This window comes from Caulobacter sp. BK020 (assembly GCF_004342605.1).
Lineage (GTDB): Bacteria > Pseudomonadota > Alphaproteobacteria > Caulobacterales > Caulobacteraceae > Caulobacter.
In genome coordinates this window covers 1-24,667 of record NZ_SLZL01000018.1, presented here as the reverse complement: position 1 = coordinate 24,667, position 24,667 = coordinate 1, and the positions used below count along the sequence as shown (strand labels likewise).

General features: G+C 65.7%; 11 protein-coding genes. 4 read left to right on the top strand and 7 right to left on the bottom strand.

Annotated elements, in window-relative coordinates:
* Positions 1 to 119 precede the first annotated feature (119 nt).
* The 3 genes from EV278_RS18950 (at position 120) to EV278_RS18935 (ending at position 9,360) form a co-directional block, all read left to right on the top strand.
* On the top strand, positions 120 to 3,092 hold the full coding sequence (locus tag EV278_RS18950; RefSeq protein ID WP_132094958.1) for a TonB-dependent receptor: 2,973 nt from the start codon (positions 120 to 122) through the stop codon (positions 3,090 to 3,092).
* Between the two features lie 75 nt (positions 3,093 to 3,167).
* The gene (gene galA / locus EV278_RS18945) at positions 3,168 to 5,657 is read left to right on the top strand and encodes a beta-galactosidase GalA (RefSeq protein ID WP_132094956.1); all 2,490 of its coding nucleotides are present in this window, start codon (positions 3,168 to 3,170) and stop codon (positions 5,655 to 5,657) included.
* 1,288 nt (positions 5,658 to 6,945) lie between these two features.
* Complete coding sequence (locus tag EV278_RS18935; protein ID WP_132094952.1) at positions 6,946 to 9,360, top strand: TonB-dependent receptor plug domain-containing protein; 2,415 nt, start codon at positions 6,946 to 6,948, stop codon at positions 9,358 to 9,360.
* Positions 9,361 to 9,437: 77 nt separating this feature from the next.
* Here EV278_RS18935 and galA (EV278_RS18930) read toward each other — a convergent pair whose 3' ends face one another.
* The 5 genes from galA (EV278_RS18930) to EV278_RS18910 all read right to left on the bottom strand — a co-directional run bounded on the left by galA (EV278_RS18930) (position 9,438) and on the right by EV278_RS18910 (position 20,009).
* Positions 9,438 to 12,323 (bottom strand): beta-galactosidase GalA, encoded by a 2,886-nt coding sequence (galA, locus tag EV278_RS18930; RefSeq protein ID WP_132094950.1) that lies wholly within the window; start codon positions 12,321 to 12,323, stop codon positions 9,438 to 9,440.
* An 89-nt stretch (positions 12,324 to 12,412) separates the two neighbouring features.
* Positions 12,413 to 13,627, bottom strand: coding sequence for a glycoside hydrolase family 27 protein (locus tag EV278_RS18925; protein WP_132094948.1), 1,215 nt, complete (start codon positions 13,625 to 13,627; stop codon positions 12,413 to 12,415).
* A 61-nt stretch (positions 13,628 to 13,688) separates the two neighbouring features.
* Positions 13,689 to 15,263 carry a tryptophan halogenase family protein gene (locus EV278_RS18920; protein ID WP_132094946.1) on the bottom strand — a complete coding sequence of 525 codons (1,575 nt, stop codon included), beginning with the start codon at positions 15,261 to 15,263 and terminating at the stop codon, positions 13,689 to 13,691.
* Positions 15,260 to 16,825: a tryptophan halogenase family protein gene (locus tag EV278_RS18915; RefSeq protein ID WP_132094944.1), complete on the bottom strand. Its 1,566-nt coding sequence runs from the start codon at positions 16,823 to 16,825 to the stop codon at positions 15,260 to 15,262. Before EV278_RS18915 ends, EV278_RS18920 begins: the two co-directional genes overlap by 4 nt.
* 127 nt (positions 16,826 to 16,952) lie before the next feature.
* Positions 16,953 to 20,009, bottom strand: coding sequence for a TonB-dependent receptor (locus EV278_RS18910; RefSeq protein ID WP_165916705.1), 3,057 nt, complete (start codon positions 20,007 to 20,009; stop codon positions 16,953 to 16,955).
* Positions 20,010 to 20,361: 352 nt separating this feature from the next.
* Between EV278_RS18910 and EV278_RS18905 the strand changes: the two genes are divergently transcribed.
* Positions 20,362 to 23,307: a TIM-barrel domain-containing protein gene (locus EV278_RS18905; RefSeq protein ID WP_347812832.1), complete on the top strand. Its 2,946-nt coding sequence runs from the start codon at positions 20,362 to 20,364 to the stop codon at positions 23,305 to 23,307.
* Positions 23,308 to 23,725: 418 nt separating this feature from the next.
* On the opposite strand, the gene EV278_RS18900 is transcribed toward EV278_RS18905, so the two are convergent.
* Both EV278_RS18900 and EV278_RS18895 read right to left on the bottom strand, forming a co-directional pair.
* Entirely contained in the window at positions 23,726 to 24,241 is a 516-nt protein-coding gene (locus EV278_RS18900; RefSeq protein WP_132094938.1) for a hypothetical protein, read from the bottom strand.
* A 90-nt stretch (positions 24,242 to 24,331) separates the two neighbouring features.
* On the bottom strand, positions 24,332 to 24,667 hold a 336-nt coding region (locus EV278_RS18895), incomplete at its 5' end, for a toxin-activating lysine-acyltransferase (RefSeq protein WP_132094936.1).

Genomic DNA, 24,667 nt, shown 5'->3' with positions numbered 1-24,667 from the left:
CGCCGGCCATTGTGAAGTTTTTATTGAGGGCTCCGCGAGGAACCGCGTCGTAACCCATATCCGCGGGTTCGAGAGCCAAGACGGCCACCAGAGCGAACCGCGGACCGGGAGGGAAAACCATGACCGTCTATCGTCCGCGTGGACACCGCCACGGCCTTTGCGCCGGCGCCGCGAGCGCCATTCTGCTGGCCGCCCTTGCGACCGCCGCGCCGGCCCAGGCCCAGGCCGCCGTCGCCCAGACCTATGAATTCAACATTCCGGTCAAGGACCTGGACCAGGCGCTGAAGGCGTTCGGCGACCGGTCCAACACCCAGGTGCTGTTCACCAAGGCCGTGGTCCAGGGACGCAAGAGCCCGGCCCTGCGCGGCCGCTATACCAGCGCCCAGGCCCTGGACCTGCTGCTCAAGGGGTCGGACCTCAACTACCAGCGCACCGCCTCCAACGTGGTCCTGATCCGCGAAGGCGCCCCACCGGCGTCGTCCATGGCCGGGTCGGCCGCCGAGGCGCCGGCGTCGACCCCGGCGCAGGAGAGCGCCGCCCTCGATGAAGTCGTCGTCACCGGCGTGCGCAAGAGCCTGCGCGAGGCGCTGGACGTCAAGCGCGGCTCCGACAAGGTGGTCGAGGCGATCTCGGCCAAGGACATCGGCGTGCTGCCCGATGTCACCATCGCCGAGTCGATCGCCCGCCTGCCCGGCGTCAACGCCACCCGCGACCGCGGCAACGACAGCCAGGCCGTCGTGCGCGGCCTGGGCGCCCGCCTGGTGCTGGGCACGATCAACGGCCGCGAGGTCGCCTCGTCCGAGCCCGACCGTAACGTCCGCTGGGAGATCTATCCGTCGGAAGTCGTCTCGGGCGTCCAGGTCTACAAGTCGCAGTCGGCCGACCTGATCGCCGGCGGCGTGGCCGCGACCATCAACATCTCGACCATAGATCCGCTGGACTATCGCGGCCCCGAGTTCGTGCTGCGCGCCGGCCCGGTGTTCTATGACGGCGGCAAGGACATTCCGAACTATAGCACGACCGGCTACCGCGGCTCGGGCTCGTGGGTGCGCAAGCTGAACGACGACCTGGCCGTCGTCCTGGGCGTCACCGCCCAACGCCAGAAGAACGGCTATGGCTCGTTCACGGGCTGGGGCTATAACGACAGCAACGCCCGTCCGCCGGCCGGGGCCAGCGACTACAGCAGCGACGTCAATCACGACGGCAAGGTCGACTACACGCCCTGGGGCGCGCAGATGTCGGCCAGCCGCATCGACCAGAAGCGCACCGGGATTTCCGGGGGCCTGCAGTACAAGCCCAGCCAGAATTTCGAGCTGAAGGCCGACGCTCTCTATTCGAAGATCAAGATCACCGAGGTCCAGGACCAGACCGTCTGGGGCGCCAACAACTGGGGCAACTGGAACACCGGCGCGGCGTCGAACATCGGCTGGAATGACGGCGTCTACAACGCGCCGGGCGCATCCTACACCCTGATCAACAACGCTGTCGTCGCCGCCCGCCTGCCGTTCAGTTCGGTGCAGACCGTTCTGGCGAAGTACACCGAGGACAAGGACCTGTTCGCCGGCGGTCTGAACGGCAAGTGGACTGGCGACCAATGGACCGTCACTGGCGACGTCTCGTATTCGAAGGCCAAGCGCAAGAACACCTGGAAGGCCGTGCGCTTCGAGGCCTGGCCGGCCTGGACGACCTTCGACTGGCGCGCCGGCGTGACGCCGACCATCACGACCAGCGAGGAGAGCATCAAGCTCAGCCAGACGGCCGACCTAGCGGGCTCGCACGACGGTCCCGAGCGCCTGAACGACGAACTGAAGGCCGCGGCCCTGGACTTCGCCCGCGACTTCGGCGGCGACAGCGTCTTCAAGGGCGTTCAGTTCGGCGTCCGCGCCTCGGACCGCACCAAGGACCACACCCGCTTCACCTTCGCCCCGTCGGCCACCGGCGCGACCATCCCGACCAGTCTGCTGACCGCCTACAAGCTCAGCGACGGCGCCAATGTCCCGGCCCTGCTGACCGCCGACATCGACAAGGTGGCGGCCGTCGCCTACGGCGCCAATGCCTTCGCCCTGTCCAATGCGACCGAGGACCTGGCCTCGCGCTGGGCCGTCAACGAAAAGGTCTATGAAGGCTTCGCCAAGCTGAACTTCGCCGGCGACGGCGTCGGCGGCTCGTGGGTCACCGGCAACATCGGCGCGCGTCTGGTCCACACCGAGACCAGCAGCGACGGCCAGCAGCAGGACACCGCCAGCGCTTTCAAGGCCGTGACGGTGGACAATGACTATACCGACTTCCTGCCCTCGGCGAACGCCAAGCTGGACTTCGGCGACGGCAAGCTGATCCGCCTGGGTCTGGCCAAGGTCATCGCCCGTCCGCCGCTGGACGAGCTGCGCGCCAGCCGCACCCTGGCCAACTGGGCCCCGTGGACCGGCAGCGCGGGTAACCCGAAGCTGAAGCCGTTCGAGGCCATCCAGTTCGACGCCTCGGCCGAGTACTACTTCCGCCCGGAAGCCCTGGTGGCGCTGTCCTACTACTACAAGGACGTCGACAGCTATATCGGCTGGAAGCAGACCCCGGCCACGTTCGGCGGCCAGACCTACACGGTCGCCAGCCCGGCCAACGGCGGCAGCGGCCACATCCAGGGCGTCGAGCTGACGTTCCAGACGCCGTTCTTCTTCCTGCCGGGGCCGCTCAGCAAGTTCGGCATCTACTCGAACTACGCCTATGTGGACTCGAACCTGAAGGAGTTCTCGCCGGCCAATAATCCGCTGCGGATGACGGGCCTGGCCAAGAACACCGCCACGGTCGACCTCTGGTATTCCAACAACGGATTCGAAGCGCGCCTGGGCTGGAAGTACCACTCGCCGATGACCGTCATCTACGGCTGGAACGGCGCGGACCTGCAGACCCTGGAGACGGAGAAGACCCTCGACTTCAGTTCGTCCTACCAGATCAACGACAAGATCGGCGTCCGCTTCCAGGTCAACAACCTGACGAACGAGGCGCTGCGCATGTACCGCGACAACGATCCCAACCGGATCGGCCGCTACGACAGCTACGGCCGCCGTTACCTCGTCGACGTGACGCTGAAGTTCTAGTCCGTCTAACCTTCAAGACTCTGCGCTGGGAGGAAGCCGACGCGCTTCCTCCCTCTTTTTCGTGAGGGGACACCCATGGTCCAGATCAACCGACGCCAGGCGCTGGCGGCAACGGCGGGCGCGGCGCTGCTGGCCCGGACGGCGGCGGCGAACGCCCAGGTCGCTCCGGTCGCGGCCGTGGACCTGGGACCGCGCGAGCGGATCTCGCTGGACTTCGACTGGCGCTTCGCCCTAGGCCACGCCTCGGACCCGGCCAAGGACTTCGGCTTCGGCGCCAACCAGCGCACCTATGCCAAGCAAGGCGCCAGCGCTCCGTCGTGGTGGGTGGCCGCCGCCGCCCAGAAGGACTTCGACGACAGCGCCTGGAAGCCGGTGACCCTGCCGCACGACTGGGCCGTCGAGCTGCCGTTCGCCAACAACCCCGACTACAAGCCCTCGGGCAAGCCGGACGACGAGGACCTGCGCGCCGCCCACGGCTACAAGGCGCTGGGCCGCGAGTTCCCGGAGAACAGCGTAGGCTGGTACCGCAAGAGCTTCGCCCTGCCGGCCGGCGACGCCGGCAAGCGCCTGTCGATCGAGTTCGACGGCGCCTTCCGCGACGCCCTGGTCATCGTCAACGGCTACATCCTGGAACGCGAGGACAGCGGTTATTCGCCGTTTCGCGTCGACATCACCGACATCGCCAATGTCGGCGGCGACAACTGGATGATCGTGCGCGTCGACGCCAGCCTGGGCGAGGGCTGGTTCTACGAGGGCGCGGGCCTCTATCGCCACGTCTGGCTGGTTAAGACCGCGCCGGTGCACGTGCCGCAATGGGGCGTCTTCGTCCGCGCCAAGGTTGACGGCACGCTGCGCATCGACACCGACCTGACCAACGAGAGCGACCAGGGGCAGGCCTTCGAGGTCTCGCACGCGGTGCTGGACGCCGCCGGCAAACCCGTCTTGGCCGTCGCCCCGGCCGCGGGGCGCATCCCGGCCTGGGAGCGCCAGAGCCTGTCGCAGACCGTGACCCTGGCCAATCCGGTGCTGTGGTCGCTGGAGACCCCGCACCTCTACACCCTGGTCACCGAGACCAAGGCGGGCGGTACGGTGGTCGATCGCTTCATCACCCGCTTCGGCGTCCGCTCGATCCGCTTCGACCCGGCCAACGGCTTTTTCCTCAACGACAAGCCGGTGAAGCTGAAGGGCAGCTGCAATCACCAGGACCACGCTGGCGTCGGCGCGGCGATCCCCGACGCCCTGCAGGTCTGGCGGCTGGAGCAGCTGAAGTCGATGGGCAGCAACGCCTATCGCGCCTCGCACAACCCGCCGACGCCGGAGCTGCTGGATGCTTGCGACCGCTTGGGGATCCTGGTCATCGACGAGACCCGCCGCATGTCCAGCGATCCCACCTCGATGGACGAGCTGGAGCGCCTGGTCCGCCGGGACCGCAACCACCCCTCGGTGATCCTGTGGTCCATCGGCAACGAGGAGCCGCAGCAGGGCACGGCCCGCGGCGCCAGGGTCGCCACCACGATGAAGCGTCTGGTCAACCGTCTCGACCCGACCCGCCTCGTGACAGCCGCCATGGACAATGGTTTCGGCGAGGGCATCAGCGCGGTGATTGACGTCCAGGGCTTCAACTATCGCCACGAGAAGATGGACGCCTTCCACGAGCGCTTCCCGACCCTGCCGATCATCGGCACCGAGAGCGCCAGTGTGGTGACCACGCGTGGCGAGTACGTCCGCGACGAGGCCAAAAGCTACGTCCCCGCCTACGACACCGATCACCCCTGGTGGGCGACAACCGCCGAGACGTGGTGGAGCCATGCCGCCGAGCGGCCGTGGATGGCGGGGGGCTTCATCTGGACCGGCTTCGACTATCGCGGCGAGCCGACGCCGTTCAACCGCTGGCCCAGCATCAGCTCGCACTTCGGGGTGCTGGATACCTGCGGCTTCCCGAAGGACAACTACTTCTACTACCGCGCCTGGTGGCGGTCCGAGCCGCTGCTGCACCTCTTGCCGCACTGGAACTGGGAAGGCCGCGAGGGCCAGCCGATCGCGGTCTGGGCGCATAGCAACTGCGACAAGGTCGAGCTCTTCCTGAACGGCAGGAGCCAGGGCGTGCGCGCGGTTCAGCCCAACCACCATGTCGAATGGTCCGTGCCCTACGCCGCCGGGGTGATCGAGGCCCACGGCTACAAGAACGGCAAGGTCATCCTGCGCGAGCGCCGCGAGACGGCCGGCGCGCCGGCCGCCCTGCGTCTGACGGCCGACCGGTCGAAGCTGAAGGCCGACGGGCAGGATGTGGCGATCCTCAAGGTCGAGGTGCTGGACACCAAGGGGCGTCCGGTTCCGCGCGCCGCGACCCTGGTGCGCTTCGCGGTTTCGGGCGCGGCCGACGTGATCGGCGTGGGCAACGGCGATCCGACCAGCCACGAACCCGACGTGGCCAGCCAGCGCACGACCTTTAACGGCCTAGCCCAGGCGATCGTCCGCACGCGGCGCGGCCAAGCCGGCGAACTGCGGGTGACGGCGTCCGCGCTGGGGCTGAAGGCCGACGCCGTCAGCGTGACGGTGGGATAAAAGCGCGTCGGCCCATTCCCCTCAGCCATGCCGGAACGCGTGGCGCTGGCCTGGAATGACAGGTTCAAGCTCTACTGCTTGACCAGCGCCGATGGCCTTTCCGCGACAGACGACCGGTCCAGTGGCCTGACGCGTGGCCTCGACCATGGTGAACAGATGGGTTGCCATTTCCTCGGAACAGACTTTCCCACGCACGAACTGGATGCATCGGCCGCATTGGGTGGGGCCGGTGTGGCCCTGCTATCGCCAATCTTGTTCGCGTCGTTGTTGGCCTAAGGTGCGCTGGTCACGCCTTTCGAACGCCGGATGGTCAGTCCGAAAGGCGTGCATCTGCTGTCGCATCGCGGTGAGACAAGAGCCACTGTGTCGGGCTTGGCCAGGTGGCTTAGGGCGCAGGCGGCGGAGCATCAGTGATCCGAGTTCAACTGGGCCAGGGCATCCACGACTATTGCTAGGCGTTTTTCAACAGTCGGTGGGCTGGTGGCAAACTCCAAAGGGGCGCCGGCGATCACAGCAAGAGGGGTAATGTTGCCTTGGGGGTGCGCGACACGACGAGGCGCGATGTCGCCTCATCCGGTGGGTCAGGCTGGTGGTAGAACAAGCTGGGAGCTTAAACCTCGCTGTGATGGCGTCGTTTAGGCGTCAAGTCAAAGTATTATTACATTTTCAGGCGCGCTAGGCCGCTCGGGTGGAAAGTCGCGGACGGTCTTAAGTTGGATCGGGCGTTCTGCGGCCAGTCTTAAGTGGGGAGCGCAAAGTTGGCAAAAGCGCCTTCTTGGAGGATTTCAACACTTTAGCGGCCCCCGTTAAGTTGGCCCGACATTTTTGTTTGAGTGGACCTTGGCAAGGCTTGGTCCCCAATGTCGCGGAGCCCCCGGCCGGACGGCGAGTGGACGGTGGCGTCTTCTCAGCCGGCGCCGCTTTCCAGCCGTAAAGTCTGTCCTGCAAACGGGGCGAACTCAGCTTGGCCAACTGTTCGAATTTCCGGCGCCGATTCAAAGAAATCACGATGGAAGCGTGAAAAGGCCAGCATATCCGCTCTAATTTTCGCAATAGCCGGCCAAGGTCATAGCATTTGATCGCTCCAGGACGCGCCTATTCCTGGGGGTGCGGCGCAGCATGCGCCAGGTCCACTACTTAAGCGGTCATTTCTCAGTCGCCACCGGCGCGAAAAGCGATGAAATCCGCAAACTTGAAATGTAAGGGGCGAGGCTAAATGAAGAATATGCAATCTGTAGGCGATGTCATGAATGTTGCTCGGAAATCTCACCGAGTATGCAGATCTCTGATGACAGTCGCCGCGGGTCTGCTTGCCAGCACGGCCATGACGTCGGCGGGATGGGCGCAAGTCAAGCCGGCGCCTGCGTCGGCGGGCGAGTCTCCCACCGCCGTTGACGAGGTTGTCGTTACGGGGTCGCTTGGAGCCCTGCCCCTCAAGAACGTCGGGTCGATTTTCGGTTTTGACAAGACGATTTTGGAAACCCCGCGTTCGGCGTCGACCATCAGCCAGGAACAGATCGAACGTTTTGGCGTGACAGAGATCTATGACCTTGTCGCACAGGCGCCCGGTACGTTTACCAATTCCTTCTTCGGCGTCGGTGGCGCGCTTGATATCCGCGGCACGCCCGGCGAAGTCTATTTCCGCGGGATCCGTCGCCTGGATAATGCGGGCAATTATCCGACTCCCATCGGAGCCTCCGATCGGATCGACATCGTCCGGGGCCCGGCCTCGCCGATCTACGGCCCGTCGAAGACCGGCGGCTACATGAATTTTGTTCCGAAGTCGGCCCGGGTCAACGGCGCGCTGATGTCGTCGCCGCAGGGAGAGATCAGCTACACCACGGGCAGCTGGGACAAGGGCGTCCTGACGGCGCAAGTGCGCGGCCCCGGCGCGATTGGGGAAAAGGAGTTTGGCTACAGCCTTTATGCCGAAGTCGAGGACTCGGGCAGCTACTACCGCAACATGTCCACCAAGCAGACGATCCTGCAGGCGTCGTTCGACAGCAACATCACCGACAATCTGCGGGCGGAATTTGGAGGCATGTACCACAAGTACGACGGCCAGCAGAACGGCGGCTGGAACCGCCTGACGCAGGCCCTGGTGGACAACGGGACCTACATCACCGGGACGGCCAAGGCGGTGCCCGACATCGGCGCGCCCGACGGCAAGATTTCCTATGCCGAACTCGCGGCGATCGGCGGGCTTGGCCCCTTTGGCGGCTTCGCGTGCGGCGGCAACGTTTTTGCGGCTTCGATCACGAATGGCTGCTTCCCCGCCGGCGGAAACATGGCCCTGACGAGTTCAGGTACGGCGAAGCTCAGCCGCAAGGACACGCTGACCGGCGTCGACGATCTTCTGCAGAATAAGCAGACGACCGGCTATTTCGATCTCATCTATACTGGAGCGAATGATTTTGAGATCAAAAATCAACTTTTCTACGACAAGACAAAAAATCTGAATGAAAATGCCTACGGGTTTTCCCAGTTTGTCGATTCTTACGTAATAGAAGACAAGATCGTCGCTTCCCAGACGTTTACCAATGCGATGGGGAAATTCGCCTACCAAATTTCGCCGTCAATTCGTTATACAAATTTCCATTTCGGCGACGATTTCACCTACGAGTATTTCCATCGTGTCGATCTGACGGAAGGCTATACCCCGCTCTCCACTCGTCTCCTGTCGACCCAGTGCGATTGCTCCTATTCTGACTATTTGACCGGGCACTATACGGACTATGGCCTTGCCGGCCTTGCCGATATGGCGTTCGATTTCGGCCTCGATGTCACTCTGGGCGCGCGATACGACAAGACGGACGTCGTTTCGACAATCGACCCAAGCCGGCAGCCGGTCGCCGCGGGAACCCTTCTGTCGGCCTCGAACAGCAAGGGCGCCTGGTCGTGGACCGCCAGTGCGAACTACAAGCTGCCGCTGGGTCTGATCCCGTACGTGACCGCTTCAAAACAATCCACGATGGTCGTGGGCGAGGGCGCTGAAGTCTTAGTGGCCGACGTGGCGGGCAATTCGTTCATTGCCGCGTCCAATCTCTACGAGGGCGGCGTCAAGGGATCCTGGCTGGATGGCAAGCTCTATGGCGCGGTGTCTGTCTACAAGCAGAACCGAACCGACCACAATGTTCAGTCGTCCGTGACCAATCAGTCGGTCGAGACCAAAGGCCTGGAGGCGGAGTTCCGCTGGTCCGTCAACGAGCACCTGCTGCTCACCGGCGCCTACACCAACACCAGGGTCTATAACCTTTCCTATTTGGACGCCGGCACAGCCTTTAGCTTCTTCGGCATCGAGGATCTGAAGAATGTCACCAATCCCGCCCTTTATCTGGGGGGGCAGCCGCTGGGCCTGGTTCCGATTTTCACCCGGGAGGCCTCGCGCCGCGCGGGCATTCCTGAAAATGTCATCTCGGGAACGGCCACCTACGCCTTCGACAACGGCCTGGCCTTCGCCGCCAGCGCTTCGCACGTAGAGTCGGTATGGTCGGGCCAGTCCCAGGTGGTGCGCCTGCCGGCCTATACGCTGGTCGACCTGAGCGCGTCCTATAAGAAGGACCAGTGGCTGTTCCGCGCGGTTGTGAAGAACGCGACCGACGCGACCTACTTCCGGGCCAACTTCACGGAGTTGTTCGGGAGCACGATCGTGTTGCCGGAAAAGCCAAGGAGCTTCCAGGCGACGGTCGCCTACAGCTTCTGACATCGCGCGAGGTGGCGGGTTTCCGCCACCTCTTCGCGGCCATGGTCGTCACCACCGCTGTCCGCGCGCCCTGGCGTTCAATTCGCCGCTGACTTGAGCACCAGCCGCGCGGGGGGAAGGCCAGGAGTCGTGGCGGTCAACACGACCTCGGGGGCGTCGGGATCGGCCTGAACAAGGACCTGGGCGTGGCCGTTGAAGAGGCTTCGCGCCCAGGGGGCGGCTGGTCGGATGACCCTGATGAAGGCCACGTTGGAGCCGTTCAGCCCCTTGTCCTGCAAGGTCTTGAGCGCCGCTCCGGCGTCGGAGGGCACGACGATGGCGATCTCCACCCGCCCGTCGGCCGCCGGCGTGAAAGGCGCGCTCCAGCCCCCGGCGTCGGCGACCGCGCGGGACGTCAGCTCCTGCCCGTTGACGAACAGTCGCTGCGTGGCGCTCAGCAGGGGGACGAAGAGCGTCGATCGGCCGCCATCGACCGGCGGGGCCGTCGCCGCGCCCCTCAGAATGAACGCGGCGGGCACGGCCGGTTCGCTGCCGGGCGGATACCATGTGAACGGATTGCGCCAGGTCAATGCGCCGAGGTCGGGAAGACCGGCGCCCGGCGCCGCCGACAGATCCGCGACCCGCCAATCGGACGTGGCGAGCGCGGCGTACTGGTCGACGAACTGATCTGGTTCGTGGCTGGACGGATCGCCGTTGCCAACGCCGATGATCCGGCCGCCCCGTTCGATTTCGAACGTGACCTTGTTGGATGCGGTCGGCACGTGCGAGCCGGCGGCGTCGAGCACGCTGACGCCGATCGCGGCCGCGCCTCCGCCGCCAGCTTCCAGGCGGTCGGACGGCGGCGTCAGGCGCAGGGTCCGTGGCGCCGTGGTGGTGACGACCTTGTCTTCGGCGACCAGGGTCGAGCCTCGGAAGCCGCGCGCGACCAACCTCCCGGGCGCGTAGGCGATCGCCCATTCCAGATGACTTTGGCGTGGCATGGTCTTGCGGCCCAGGCTCTTGCCGTTCAACAGCAACTCGACCTGCTCGGCGTTGGAATAGATCCAGATGGGGATCTCGGCTCCCGGCCGATCAGGCCACGTCCAATGGCCCACGATGTGAACCATCGGTTTGTCGGTCCACCAGCTTTGCAGATAGTAGGCGCTGTCCTTGAACGCCCCCGTGGTGTCGAGCATGCCGAACTGAGAGCTGATCGCCGGCCAGCCGAAGGGCGTCGTCTCGCCGCGGTAGTCCAGGCCGGTCCAGACGAACATGCCCGCCATCCAGGGCCGTTCCACCACCGCCGTCCAGCCCTGCTCGATGCTGCTGGAGCCTTGCGGTCGCTGCGGCCGATCATAGGCGGCGATATGCTGCCTGGCGGGGTCGGAGATGTAGACGCCGCGCGTCGCGAAGGTCGAGCCCTCCTCCGTCATCACCGCCGGCACGCGCGGAAAGAGGCGATGATAGGCGTCGACGTCGTGTTGCGAGCGGTAGTTGAAGCCGGCCACCTCGGTGGTCGACGAACTGCCGCGCGGCGCGCCGCCGGAAATGGCGACGGTCGTGGCGCGTGTCGGGTCCAGGGCCTTGACCTTGGCCTGCATCAGCTTGGTCAGGCGGGCGCCAAGCGCGTTGCCCTCAAGCGCCCATTCCTCGTTGCCGACCGACCAGAGCACGACGGAAGGATGGTTTCGGTCGCGTTCGATCAACCGGGTCAGCTGGTCGGTGATCTCGGGCGAGGTCCCCATCATGCGATGTTCGTCGATGACCACCAGCCCAAGCCTGTCGGCGGCGTCCAGCAATTCGGGGGAGGGCGGCCCGTGCGAGGTGCGAATGGCGTTGACCCCCATGGCCTTGAGCTGGCGCAGCCGCCAGGTCTGCAATTGATCGGGCAGCGCCACGCCGACCCCGGCATGGTCCTGGTGAATATTGACGCCCTTCAGCTTGACGTTCTCGCCGTTGAGCCAGAAGCCGCTGTCGGGATCCCAGCGCACGTCCCGCACGCCGAACGGGGTTTCGTACCGGTCGATCACCGCCGCGCCGTCGCGGACCGTCGTGACCAGGCGATAGAGGTGAGGATCGCTCATCGACCAGAGCCGGGGCCGGGGCAGCCGCAGGGGCTGGTCGTCACGCAGCGAGGCGCCGGCCTCGAGCTGTCGCGCCTGACCCGTGCTGGAGAGCACGACCGAACCGTCGCTGTCGACGACCTGATGATCGATGCTGACCGAGCCAGGATCCACGCCCTGGTTTTCCAGCCTGGTCTGGACCGACAGCGTGGCCACGCCGTCGCGCAGCGTGCTGCTGACGAATGTCCCCCATCGCGCGACGTGAAGGGGCGCGGTCTTGGTCAGCCAGACGTGACGATAGATGCCGGCCCCTTCATAGAACCAGCCCTCCTCCATCGAGGCGTCGACACGCAGCGCCAGGATGTTGGGCCCGTCATAGTCGACATAGTCGGTCAGGTCGTAGGCGAAGCTGGAATAGCCGCTCGGCTCGCGTCCGATGTAGTGGCCGTTGAACCAGACGGCGGCGTTTCTATACACGCCGTCGAACTCCACGACGATGCGCTTGCCCAGGTCGGACGGGCCGATCTGGAGGGACTTTCTGTACCAGCCGATGCTGCGCTCGGGAAATCCCGGACCCACGGCCTTGGAGCCGTGATTGCCCGAAGCCCTGCCGTCGAACGGCGCTTCGACGGCCCAGTCGTGGGGAAGGTCCAGCTTTCGCCAGGCCCGGTCGTCGAACTTCGGGCTGGTCGGCCCATCGCCATATCCCGCCTTCGCGAAGAAGAAGGGGGCGGTTCCGTGACCGTAATCCTGGCTGGCGTCCGTGGCGTGGCCCAACGCAAAGCGCCAATCGGCGTCGATGTTGACGCGGGTTCTCGTGGCCGCCGTCGCCGAGGGCGCCGAGGCCTGGGCATCCGCGGTCGAGGGCGTGGCCAGTCCGAAGACGATCACGGCCGCCACGGCAAGGAACAGAGATCGCATCACGGCTGCAGGTCCATTGATGGAGGAAGCGTCGTGGGTCGCGGCGCGCGCCGCGACCCGGGTTGGCAAGGCGTGGTCAGCGCCGTCGTTCAGGGTTTCACCGTGACCATCACCACGCCGTGCGAGGCGACCGGCGCGGCGAACCGCTCCTTCATCTTGCCCAGCGACGTCCTGGCCCACAGGTCGCGGACCTCGGCCTTAAGGCTGGCCGGGTAGCCCAGCTCGGTCCAGTTCACCGCGATGGTCTGGGGCGCCGCGCCGCGATTGAACAGGATCACCGCCCGGCCGCCGTCGGCCAGCGGCTTGGACCAGACCTCCAGGTCGCCGTCGTCGCGGACGCGGCGGCCCTGGACGCCCAGCGGGTCCTGGTTCACGGCGATGACGTCGGTGTTCAGCAGGATGGCGCGCGTCGCCTCGTCCATGTTGGCGATGTCGTTGCCGGCGATCAGCGGCGCGGCCATCAGCGCCCAGAGGCTGAAGTGCGCGCGGTACTCGGTGTCGGTCAGGCCGCCGTTGCCGACCTCCAGCATGTCCGGATCGTTCCAGTGGCCCGGGCCGGCGAACGGATGGAGCGGCTCGTTGGCGTCGAGGATGGGCAGGACCCCCAGCGAGTAGCCGTGCTTGCCGTCCCACTTGTCGGTGATGTCGCCGGTCGTGCGCCACAGGTTGCCGACCTTGTCGGCCCACAGCCAGGGCTTGGCCGTGCCCCACTCGCACATCGAAAAGACGATGTCGCGGCCGGTCTCGCGCAGGGCGTCGGCCATCAGGGTGTAGGCCTCCTCGGCGTTGCGCGTGCCGGTCGAGCACCAATCGTACTTCAGATAGTCCACGCCCCAGTCGGCATAGGTCTTGGCGTCCTGGAACTCGTGCCCCTGGCTTCCCGGCCGGCCGCCGCAGGTCAGGCGCCCGGCGTCCGAATAGATGCCGAACTTCAGGCCCTTGGCGTGCACATAGTCCGAAAGGGCCTTGATGCCGCTGGGAAAGCGCTTGGCGTCATAGGTGATGAAGCCGCCGGCGTCGCGCGGGCCGTGCCAGCAGTCGTCGATCACCACATATTGGTAACCGGCGTCCTTCATGCCGTTCGAGGCCATCGCGTCGGCCATGCGGCGGACGGTCTGCTCGTCGATGGTGCAGGCGAACTTGTTCCAGCTGTTCCAGCCCATCGGCGGCGTCTTGGCCAAGCCGTTGGCGACCCGCGGCGGCGGGTCCTGGTCGGCGGCCCAGGCGGCCGGAGCCCCGCTCAAGGCGAGCGCCAGGACGCTGGCGACCACGACGCCGCCATGGCGCTTCCGTAAAATTCGCATCGGTGTTCTCCCTCGGATTTCTATAGCGGTCGCTGACCGCTGAGTGTCGGCGGCGTGCGGTTCATGCCGGGGCGATCCCCGTCGCGCCGCGGCAGTGGGTGTTGATGAAGGTCTGGTGGGCGGGCAGGGAAAGGGCGGACTTCAGAACGACGTCCTTGAGACGGCCCATGTTGGTCAACAGCTCGTCATGCGCGATGCGGTCCACCAGCCGGTCGTAGCCCTGCGGGCGCACCCCTTGCCCCAGCATCACAGCCAGCCAGCTGTCCTCGGTGAACAGATCGTCCTGGAACCGGAAAACCCGGCCGCTGGAGGCGAAGAGCTCGATCTTGTGCGCCAGGCCGTCGGGAATCTGCATCGCGCCGCAACGTCGCCAGAACTCGGTATCGACGCGCCGGGTGGCCTTGTAGTGCAGGATGATGAAGTTTCTGATCTGCTCGTACTCAAGGCGGGCGGCGGTGTTGTACTCGTCGATCTCGGCTTGGCCGAAGGCGAGGTCGGGCCATAGAAGGATCAGCCTGGCCACGCCCATCTGGGCCAGATGGATGCTGGTGGATTCCAGCGGCTCAAGGAACCCGCCCGCCAAGCCGATCGCCACGCAATTTTTGACCCAGAACCGCTCGCGAAGGCCAGCGGTGAATCGCAACGGCCGCACGTCGGCCAGAAGCCTGCCCTCGGCCTGACTGACCAGGCGATCGGTCGCGGCCTGGTCGCTGAGGTGATCGCTGCAATAGACGTACCCCGAACCCATGCGGTGCTGAAGGGGTATGCGCCATCGCCATCCAGCCAGATCGGCCGTGGCGCGGGTGAACGGATCGGGCGGCGCGGTTCTTTCATAGGGGACGGCGACCGCCCTGTCGCAAGGCAGATAGCGGCTCCAGTCGATAAAGCCCGCGCCCAGGACGCCATTGATCAGCAGGCCCCGAAAGCCGCTGCAGTCGATGAACAGGTCGCCCTCGATGACACGGCCGTCACGTAGTCGCACGGCTTCGAAGAAGCCGTCCTGCGGCCGTTGCTGAGCGCCGACGACCATGCCTTCCAGCCGCACGACGCCTCGCGCCTCGGCATAGGCGCGCAGGTAACGGGCATAGAGGCCGGCGTCGAAGTGAAACGCGTGGCGAATCGTGCTCAGGACGTTGTGCACTCCGGCCTGCGGGCGCGAGAACCGACCAAGGCGCGCGGCCACGGTCCCGACGTTGTAGTCGCCAAGATCGCCAACCAACGCGCGGCGTTCAGGATCGTCTCCCGCCCAATGGACGAGCCTGAGCCAAAGCTGGTGGAACTTGAATTCCGGGGTCGGGTGGCCGTGCACGCCGAAAGGGTGCAGGTAGCGCTCGCCCATCCGACCCCAGTCGACGAACTCGATCCCCAGCTTGAAGGTCGCCTGGGTCTGCCGAACGAAATCGTCCTCGTCGACGCCGAGAAAGGCGTTGAAGTCGGCCAAGGTCGGGATCGTGGCCTCGCCGACCCCGATGGTGCCGATCTCGTCGGATTCAACCAGGGTGATCGAAAGGTCGGGCGGGGCCATGCGGGCCAGCGCCGCCGCCGCCATCCAGCCGGAGGTCCCGCCGCCGACGATTACCACCCGCCGGATGGGCTGCCCTCGCAGGTTCGCCCTTTCGCTCGCCGAAGCGCTCATCGGCTTGCCCTTCGGGCGGGCGCAGGGCGCTGGAAGCCGCTCCTGCGCACCTCGTCGATCAGGGCGCGATGGTCTGGCATCACGGTCAGGGCGAACCGCGCCTGCTCGGCGATGCTGGCGAACTCTTCCCGCGCGGCGGCGGAGAAGCGCAGGGCCGGCGCCCGGCCGGTGAGATCCGTCGCAAAGCCCATACCATAGAGGATGTACTGCCAGTTCTGCTCGACGAAGATGTCGTGGTTGAGATCCACGTCGAGGAAGGAGGGCGGCCTGTGCCGCCAGATCTGGAGCTTCTCCTTCAGGGTTTCGGATATCGACGAGGCGGCCCGATTGTCGCGCCAGAACGCGGTGTCCTCACGCTGGCTCAGACAATAGTGCAGCTTGATGAAGTCGATCACATGCGCGTAGCGCCGCTGCATCTGGGCGTTGAACTGCCTGGCGGCCTGCTCATATTCCCCCGACCAGGGAAAGAGATTGGCCAGGATCAGGGCGGCGATCTCGGAAAAGCCGATGCCGGTGGCTTCCAGCGGTTCGATGAACCCCGCCGAGAGGCCGATCGCCACGCAGTTCTTGCGCCACTGCGTCTTGCGAAATCCCGCCTCGAACTTCAGGAGCCTGGGCTCCAGCCTGTCCGGGGCGAGGCCCGCATAGGCGCTCAGCACCTGGGCGGCGCGTTCGTCGTCGGTATGCTGGGACGAATAGACATAGCCGACGCCTCGTCGCTCCTGCAGTCCGATGTCCCAGGTCCATCCGTTCTCCTGGGCGGTCGAGATCGTGCAGCTGGCGATCGGCGCGTCCGGCTGCTCGTACGGCAGCTGGACGGCCAGGGCCCGGTCGCAGAACAGCTGGTCGCGATAGGAGGTGAACTCCGATTTCAGGGCCTGGCCGATCAGTTGGGCCCGAAACCCGGTGCAGTCGATATAGAGATCGGCGCGCAGCTCGCCGCTGGCGGCTCCGACCAGTGCGGCGATCGCTCCGTCCTGCGCCAGGCGGACCTCGCCGATGGTGTCGGCGATCCGCACGACGCCCTGGCCGATCGCATGTCGGCGCAGCACCTGGCCGAAGGCGACCGCGTCGAAATGGTAGGCGTAGGACAGGGGCCCCGCATAGTCGGGATGATCGATGAGCTTGGGCGCGCGCCTGGCCTCGATGACCGCCTGCTGGACGGTGCTGGCCCGCGCCCACGGAGCCTCGCCAGCCTCGCCCAGCAGCCAGTAGGGCAGCAGGTCCAGGTCGGTGTGCTGTTCGGCGATCTGGAACGGATGATAGTAGTGGTCGCTGGGATCGACGCTCGGCGCATGGCGCCAGTTGGCGAACCGAATGCCCTGCTTGAACGTGGCGTTGGCCTCGCGGACGAGCGCGGCTTCGTCCAGGCCGATACGCTTGAGGGTCTTTCGGATGCTGGGAAAGGTCCCTTCCCCGACCCCGATGATGCCGATGTCCTCGGATTCGACCAACGTGATCTTGACGGCCTGGGCGTCGGGACCGGCCAGCATGCGCGCCAGATAGCAGGCGGTCATCCAGCCGGCGGTTCCGCCGCCCACGATCACGATATGCTTGGTCATGCCGCGAAGACCCGAATGGTTTTTGCCCGTGGTCGCACAGCCGGCCCGGCGCCGGAGTCGATCCGTGCTTGGATGTTGGAAGGCGCAAAGCTCCGTGAACCTCGCGCCCCCAACGCCGGCCTTCGATCTAGAAGGTGAAGCGCACGCTCGCCGACATCCGGCGATCGTTGATGAACCAACTGCGGGTGACGATCTGGCCCGGCAGGATCTCCATCTCCGTGCGCGAGATCGCATCGAGCAGGTTGGTGAAGTCCACCGCCAGCTGGGTGTGGTCGTTCAGCTTGTAGCTGACGCTCCCATCCAGCTGGCCCATGTCGGCGACATAGACCGGCAGGGCGTAGGAGATGCTCGTCCCGGCCTGGTTGGTGTAGGTTCCGGTGGTGCCGTTGCCTGTCGTGGTCGCCAGGTACTGACTGCGCCAGTTGTAGGCCAGACGCGCGCTCCAGCGACCATAGTCATAAAGCAGGTTGACGTTGTAGTTGTACTTGGAGAGGCCGACGATCGGCAGGCCGCCGATCGCGGCGCCGTTCATGTCCCGCGAACGGGTGCTGGGCGACTCGCTGTCGATATAGGTGAAATTGGCCTCCAGGCCCAAACCGCGCAGGGCGCCCGGCAGAGCGTCGAAATAGCTTCGGCCGCCGATCTCGACGCCTCGGATTTTCGAAGTCTCCGTGGCGTTGAAGTTGGCTTGGCCGCTGACGGCCCCGGGGACGGTGGTCAAGGCGCCGTTCGCGACGATGAGAGGCTGTGAAGAGCCGAACAGGATCGAGGCGGGCGTGTTGACGTCGTTGTAGATGATCAGGTCTTTGATGTTCTTGGCGAAGACGTCGATGTGGGCGGTCGTTCCCGACCTGGGATACCATTCGACGCTGAGATCGGCGTTGGTGGACACGGCTGGCTTCAACTTCGTGTTGCCGGCCGTGTAGGTGTAGCCGCTGAAGATCGCCGGCAGGGAGATGTTCTCGCCGCCTGAGGTCGTGCCGTTCAGCGGGTTGGGGGTGGTGGCGACGCCGCCGGAGCCGGTCGCCTGGATGTCCTTGTAGCTGGGTGGGCTCAAGGTCTTGTTGAGGGCGACGCGCACCACCCAGGTGTCGTTGGGCTTGAACGCCAGGTTCAGCGAGGGCAGGACGCGCGTATAGGCATTGGTCTCGGTGCGCGTCGCAGTGCTCGGCAGCGTGAGATAGCTCAGGGGCAAGGTCCCGTTCTGCAGGCGATAGGCGTTGACATTGTCCAGGCCGCCGACCTGGGCCAGGGACGCCTGGGCGTCGGCCAGCGAACGATAGAATTCCGTTCCGCCCGAGAAGGTGAAGGTGCCCGTGCTGTCGATCTTGTTGCGCACGACGCGCACGCCGATATTGCCCGAGAAGGCTGGCGCCCACCCCAAGCCATCGCTGCCGAAGCGAAGCAAGCCATAGAAATTGGTCGTCTCGACCTTTGTTCGGACCTCGTTGGGCGGGTTCCCGAAGTTCAGGTTCACCGGATCACCGTAGAGGGTGCGCGTGGCGTTGTAGTCGGCGCTGGCCGGGTCGGTGCTGCAGCGGATGGCGTATTGGGGGCCGCAGGCGGTGTAGTTGAGGAGGTTTTCGGGCGTGGCCGCCCCGGGGCTGGCGAAGATGTAGGGCCCTGGAACCTCGCGCTCGCCCTTGAAGAAGTCGGGGAACTCGTAGACGTAGAAGTCGTCGGCTGGCGAGCTGGCCACGGTGGATTGCGGGACCCCGTTCCAGCCCCGTCCGGTCGGCGACCAATAGGTGCCCGTGAAGCTGTCGTTCTCCGAACGATCGGCGATCCGCGCGCCGACCTTCAGCGACTTGAAGAAGCCCTCGCCAAGATCGTACTCGAGGTCAAGGTTGGCGGCCGTCATCCGGCCGCTGTTATGGGTCTGGTTGAAGATCAGGTTGTTGATGTTGGCCTGGCTGGCGTCGAGCAGCGGCGCGGTGGTGCTCAGGGTCGGCGTCGGAATATCGCCGCCGGTGTCGAAGCCGATTTCCGGAATGCCGGCCGCACCGACGCCCAGGCCATAGCTGCGGTTCTTGGTCTTGGAGTTGACCACCTGGATCGCGCCGTTGACGCGAAGACGGTTGCTGGCGTCCAGGATGAAGCCGCCGCTGTAGTCGGCGGTCCAGCTTTCCCCCGGATTCTGGTTGTTCGAGTTGCCGGGGGAGTAACCGCCCGCGTTCGCGCCGCGCAGCACGCCCCGCTGGAACACGCCGGCGTCATCGAACTCGCCGCTGCTCACGTCCTGGCTGCCGCCGGACACCATGAACACGCCGCCGCCGCCGACATTGGTCTTGTATTTGGAGACGAAGTCGGTTTGCCAGAGCGTCAGTTCCTGGACCGGCCGCCATTGGAACGCGGCGTACAGTCCCTTGCGCTTGCGGTCGAAGTCATCGTTCCCGTAGTCGAAACCGCCTGGGGCGTAGACGGTCTTGCCGTTGTAGGTCGTCTGGTAATAGGGCTCGGCGCGGATGAAGCTGTCGGCCGACCGATAGCGGGTCGACGCCAGATCCACCAAGGCGCCGAATTCGCCGATATTGGTGTCCCATCGCTTGGTCAGCAGGATCGATCCGGCCGGCGACCATTTCTTGATGAAGTCGCCGTAGCTCGCGCTCAGGGAAACGTCCATCTGCGGCTTGTTGTAATCGAACGGCATGTGCGTGCGCAGGTCGATCGCGCCGCCGGTCCCGCCCTCGATAAAATCCGAGGTGGTGGCCTTGTAGACGTTCACCGCCGCCATCAGCTCGGGCGTGACATCGCCCCAATTGAGCCCGCCGCCGCCATTGGCGGAGAAGATCTCGCGGCCGTTCAGGAGGCCGGTGACGCCCGACAACCCGCGGATCTGGACCCCGGTTCCTTCCCAGGAAAACTGGTCGGGGCTGCCCAGGCTGGCGAAGCGCGACATGGTCACGCCGGGGATGCGCTGGAGGATTTCGGTGATCGAGGTGTCCGGCAGCTTGCCGGCCTCGTCCGCCACGATCGAGTCGACGACGGTATCGGCGTTGCGCTTGATCTCGGTGGCGTTCTCCAGCGCGCGGCGCCGGGCGGTGACGACCACCGCGTCGAGCGTGTTGTCGTCGATGGCGACCGGCCCGGTGGTTTGCGCCAGGACCGGCGCCGCCGACCAGAGCGCTAATAGTGACGCGCCACAAGCCAGGGCGTGGACGCGCGATCTCTGGCGGTTCCTCATTCGTCTCTCCCCTGCAAAGCCGATCTTTCGGTCTTTCGGATCAATAGGACAAAACGCATTAATTAGACAATTGGAAATGACAGCGCTGTTCCAATTTGTGGTTGAGGCCCCGCCGGGCTTGGTTGCGATCCGCTCAAAGGCGAGCGCCTGGTGCGCGTGCGGCACGGAGTTCGGACGATCAGAGCCTTTCACGCCAGTCAGGAAGTCGCGACCCATGGGGATCGTGTCCCTGGACGTGGTGTAGCTGGACGGTAGTCGCGGTAATTTGTAGGAGTAAAGGATGGCGTGAGCGTTGAGGCGTCGGCGATAGGATTGGAGTGCGGCCATGGGGCGAGCCGGAAGGACGAGGTTGGTGGCGGGGTTCGCGTCGCGACGTCTGGTCATGGGCGGGCTGGCTGCGGCCTGCATTCTGGTTTCCGCCGCCCACGCTCAGGCGCCGGCGGATACGTCCGCGCCCGTTGGGCTTGATGCGAACGGTCATCTCCAGGCTGTGCCGGTCGCCCAGGCTCCCGGCTTCACTTACGCCAGGCTGCGCAACGGCGTTCAGATCCAGCTCAACGGCGTGACGAAGAACGTCGTATTTTACGCGCCGGACACGCTGCGGGTGAACGCCAATCTCGGCCGAAACTACTGGACCGCGCCCAGCCTGGTCGTGCCGACCGCGCCGGGCCCGGTGACCTTCGCGGTGGAGGACACGGCGACAACGCTGGTCCTGAAGAGCGCGAAGCTGCGCGTCGAGATCAGCAAGGCGACCGGCGCGCTTCGCTTCCTGGATCCCAAGGGCAAGCTCTACACCGAAGAGAAGGCCGAGAACCCGCAAAGCCTCAAGCCGGTGACCATCTCCGGGGCGCCGAGCTATGAGGCGGTCAACAGTTTCGTGCTCCGACCCGACGAGGCGGTCTACGGCTTCGGCTTCACGGGCGACGACGCCAGCAATCGGCGCGGCAAGGATCTGCTGCTGGTCCAGACCAATGTGGGCATCATCATTCCGGTGATGATGTCCTCGCGGCGCTACGGCGTGCTGTGGGACACCTACTCGCAGATGCGCTTCAAGGACGAGGCGGGCGACGCCTCTCTCTGGGCCGAGAGCGCCCCGGGCGGCGTCGACTACTATTTCATGGCCGGCGACACGCCCGACGCGGTGGTCGGCGCCTACCGCGCCCTTACCGGCGATGCGCCCATGTATCCCAAGCAGGCGTTCGGCCTGTTCATGAGCAAGGAGCGCTACAAGACCCAGGACCAGCTGCTGGAGGTCGCGCGCAGGTTCCGCGAGGACAAGTTCCCGCTCGATTACATCGTCCAGGATTGGCAGTACTGGGGCTCGGACAAGGACGGCAGCTGGAGCGGGATGACCTGGGACCCGGTCCGCTACCCCGATCCGGCGGGCATGGCGCGTCAGCTTCACGACATGAATCTCAAGCTGATGGTGTCGATCTGGCCGTCCATTGGCGACGACACCGCGCTCGCCCACGAGCTCGACGCCCAAGGCTTGCGCTTCAAGCCGCTGCACTGGATTTCGAAACACGCGCGCGTCTACGACGCCTACAGCCCGATCGGCCGGCAGATCTATTTCAAGCACATCAAGTCCGGCCTGCTGGACAAGGGCGTGGACGCGCTCTGGATGGACGGCACCGAGATCGAGGTGAGCAGCGCCATGTGGAACGCCGCCGACAATATCCGCGACACCAAGGCGCTCGGCTCGAACGCCCTGGGCGACTTCACGCGCTATCTCAATCCTTATTCGCTGGTCACCACCCAGGGGACCTATGACGGCCAGCGGGCGACCAGCGACAAGCGGGTCTTCACGCTGACCCGTTCGGCCTGGGCCGGGGCGCAGCGCACGGCGGCGGCCTCGTGGAGCGGCGACATCTTCGCCAGCTGGAAGACCTTCAAGCAGCAGATCGCCGGCGGCGTCGACGTCACGGTCACCGGCAATCCCTATTGGACCCAGGACACCGGCGGCTTCTTCGTGACGGAATTCGTCGGCGGTGAGCAGAACGCCGAATGGCGCGAACTCTATGCCCGCTGGATGCAGTTCGCCGCGTTCAACCCGATCATGCGCATCCACGGCACCAGCGTCGAGCGCGAGCCCTACCTGTTCAAGACGCTGGATCCGGCGGTGTACGCCTCGTTGTCCGACAGCGTGCGCCTGCGCTATCGCCTGCTGCCCTATACCTATGGGCTGAGCTGGAAGGTCACGTCGGACCACTACACGCTGATGCGGCCGCTGATGATGGACTTCCCGGACGACCGGGCGACCGACAAGGTCGATGACAGCTTCATGTTCGGGCCGTCGTTCCTGGTCCATCCCGTCACCCGGGCGATGTACAATGTCAGCCCGCCGCCGGCCGCGACCATCCCCAGCCAGTATCTGCGCACGCCCGACGGGAAGACCGGCCTGGCGGTGCAGTATTTCGAGGGCGTGAACTTCGAGGTCCCGAAAGGCAAGCTGGTCGATGAGAAGATCGACCACACCTGGCCCGGTCCGCCGCTGGCCGAAATCCCCGGCGGACTTACCAAGCTCGAGGATTTCTCCGCCCGCTGGGAAGGGGTGATCCTCGCGCCCGAGGACGGCGAATATGAGATCGGCGTGGCCGCCGACGACGGCATGCGCCTGTTCCTCGACGGCGAAAAGGTGGTCGATGACTGGACGACGTCGGCGGAGCGCCACCACGGCGTCAAGCGCAAGCTGAAGCGGGGAGACCGCTTGAAGGTGCGCATCGATTACTACCAGGGCAGCGGTGATCGAAGCCTGCGCCTGACCTGGCGTCGTCCGGCCGAGGTGGCGGCGGCCGCCAAGCTTGCCGAGGCGACCCGGGACCTCACCGTCAGCACCTATCTGCCCAGGGGCGCGGACTGGTACGACTTCTGGAGCAACGAGCGTCACGCCGGCGGCAAGACCGTGTCGCGCGAAGCGCCGCTGGAGATCTTGCCGCTCTATGTCCGGGCCGGCTCCATCGTGCCGATGGGCCCGGCGGTGCAGTACGCCACCGAACGCCCCGAGGCGCCCTATGAAATCCGCATCTATCCCGGCGCCGACGCCCGGTTCACGATCTACGAGGACGACAACGAGACCTACGCCTACGAGAAGGGCGAGCGCGCCACCTATGAGCTGACATGGAATGACCGGGCCCGTACGCTAACGGTCGGTCCGCGGCAGGGGTCGTTTCCGGGCATGATCCGGCAGCGCCAACTGAACGTCGTCCTGGTCGCGCCTGGCAAGGGAGCGGGTACGCAGAGCGCTCCGGTGGACCGCCAGATCCTCTACGACGGCAAGCCGAAGGTCGTGAAATTCTAGAGCATCGCGCGGAAAAGTGGACGCCGGTTTTCCGCAAAAGCGATGCGAAAACTAAGCCGCGCCTGGAGCTCGTCCGGAGCTCTCCAGGGATCGGGGATGGTCGGGGCTTCGGACGCCGATCGGTTCGTAGACCAGCTCGTAGGAGACGTAACCCTGCGCGTGGCGCAGCCGCTGCAGACGCTCCAGCAACGCCTCGTCTGTGTATCCGTCAAGGACGAGGTTTCGGTCCTTACAGCCCTGCGCCGGCTCCAGGTCAAAGAGAGAGCGGGCGCCGGGCGCGATATTCGTGACCCGCGATCGCAAGTCGTCTACGGAAAAAGCATGTCCTTCGAGGGGAGGACCGCGGTTTTGATGTCGGTCAGGACCTGTCGGCAATCCTGGCGAAGCCAGGCGTTGCGATGGGAGGCGGGCCGGCCGGTCAGCGTCCGGTCTTGGCCTCGGCCCAAAGCGCTTCCAGGCGCCCGAACTCTGCAAGGCCCGCGCAAGCCTCGACCGCGGCCGGGCTTTGGTCGCCGCGCGCCAGGGCCGCCGCACACTGGTCGGCCCGCAGAGCCTGTACGGCGTTCAGTTCGTAACGCGGCGTGTTGATGATCGCCACGCGGCCCGGCTTGCCGCGCAGGCCGGCGATATAGGTGGTGATCGGCGTATAGCCGCGGGCGGCCAGCGCCCGGCGACGCAGTACGGCGGCCTGGTCCGGATCAGGGGTTACGCCCCGCACGCCGTAGGCATGCAGCACGGCCATGGCGTATTGGGCGCCGGCCTGGCCGGTCTCGGCGCGGTCGCGCAGGTCGTCGACCGGATCGGTCAGCGCCGAGACCAGGGGCTCCAGGTCGGTCGAGGCGGTGGCGCGCGCGGTGAGGCAGCCGGCGAGACCAACGCAGAGACCCAGCATGGCTGCAGCGTGCGCCGCCTTGGACAGTATGGCCTTGGTCATCGCTCGTATCCCCTGGTCCCGCACGGCTTGCCTCGTGGCCGGTCTGCTTGCCGCTTCGCCCGGCTATCGACAACGATCATGGGCGCGTTTTCACCCTTCGCTGGCGGGGGTTGGATAGACGCTGATCCGGCGCTGGCCGTCGGGGCCGATGGTGTGGAACTTGAACGGCGCGCCTTCGAAGACGCTGGCCGACAGGTCGACGAGGATCTCGTCGGTGGCGCCGAACGGGGCGACCAGTTCGATCAGCCACAGGTTCTGGCCGGCCCGCCATTCGTCGGGCCGCAGCTTGTGGGCGCCAGCCTCCAGCCGCGCCTGCGTCTCGTCGGAGACGAAGGCCCAGAAGGCCACGGCCGCAGGGCTGTTTGGCCCGTTCCAGATCCGAAACTGCTCCAGCAGGATGGCGGGCATGGCGAACCATTCCAGGTC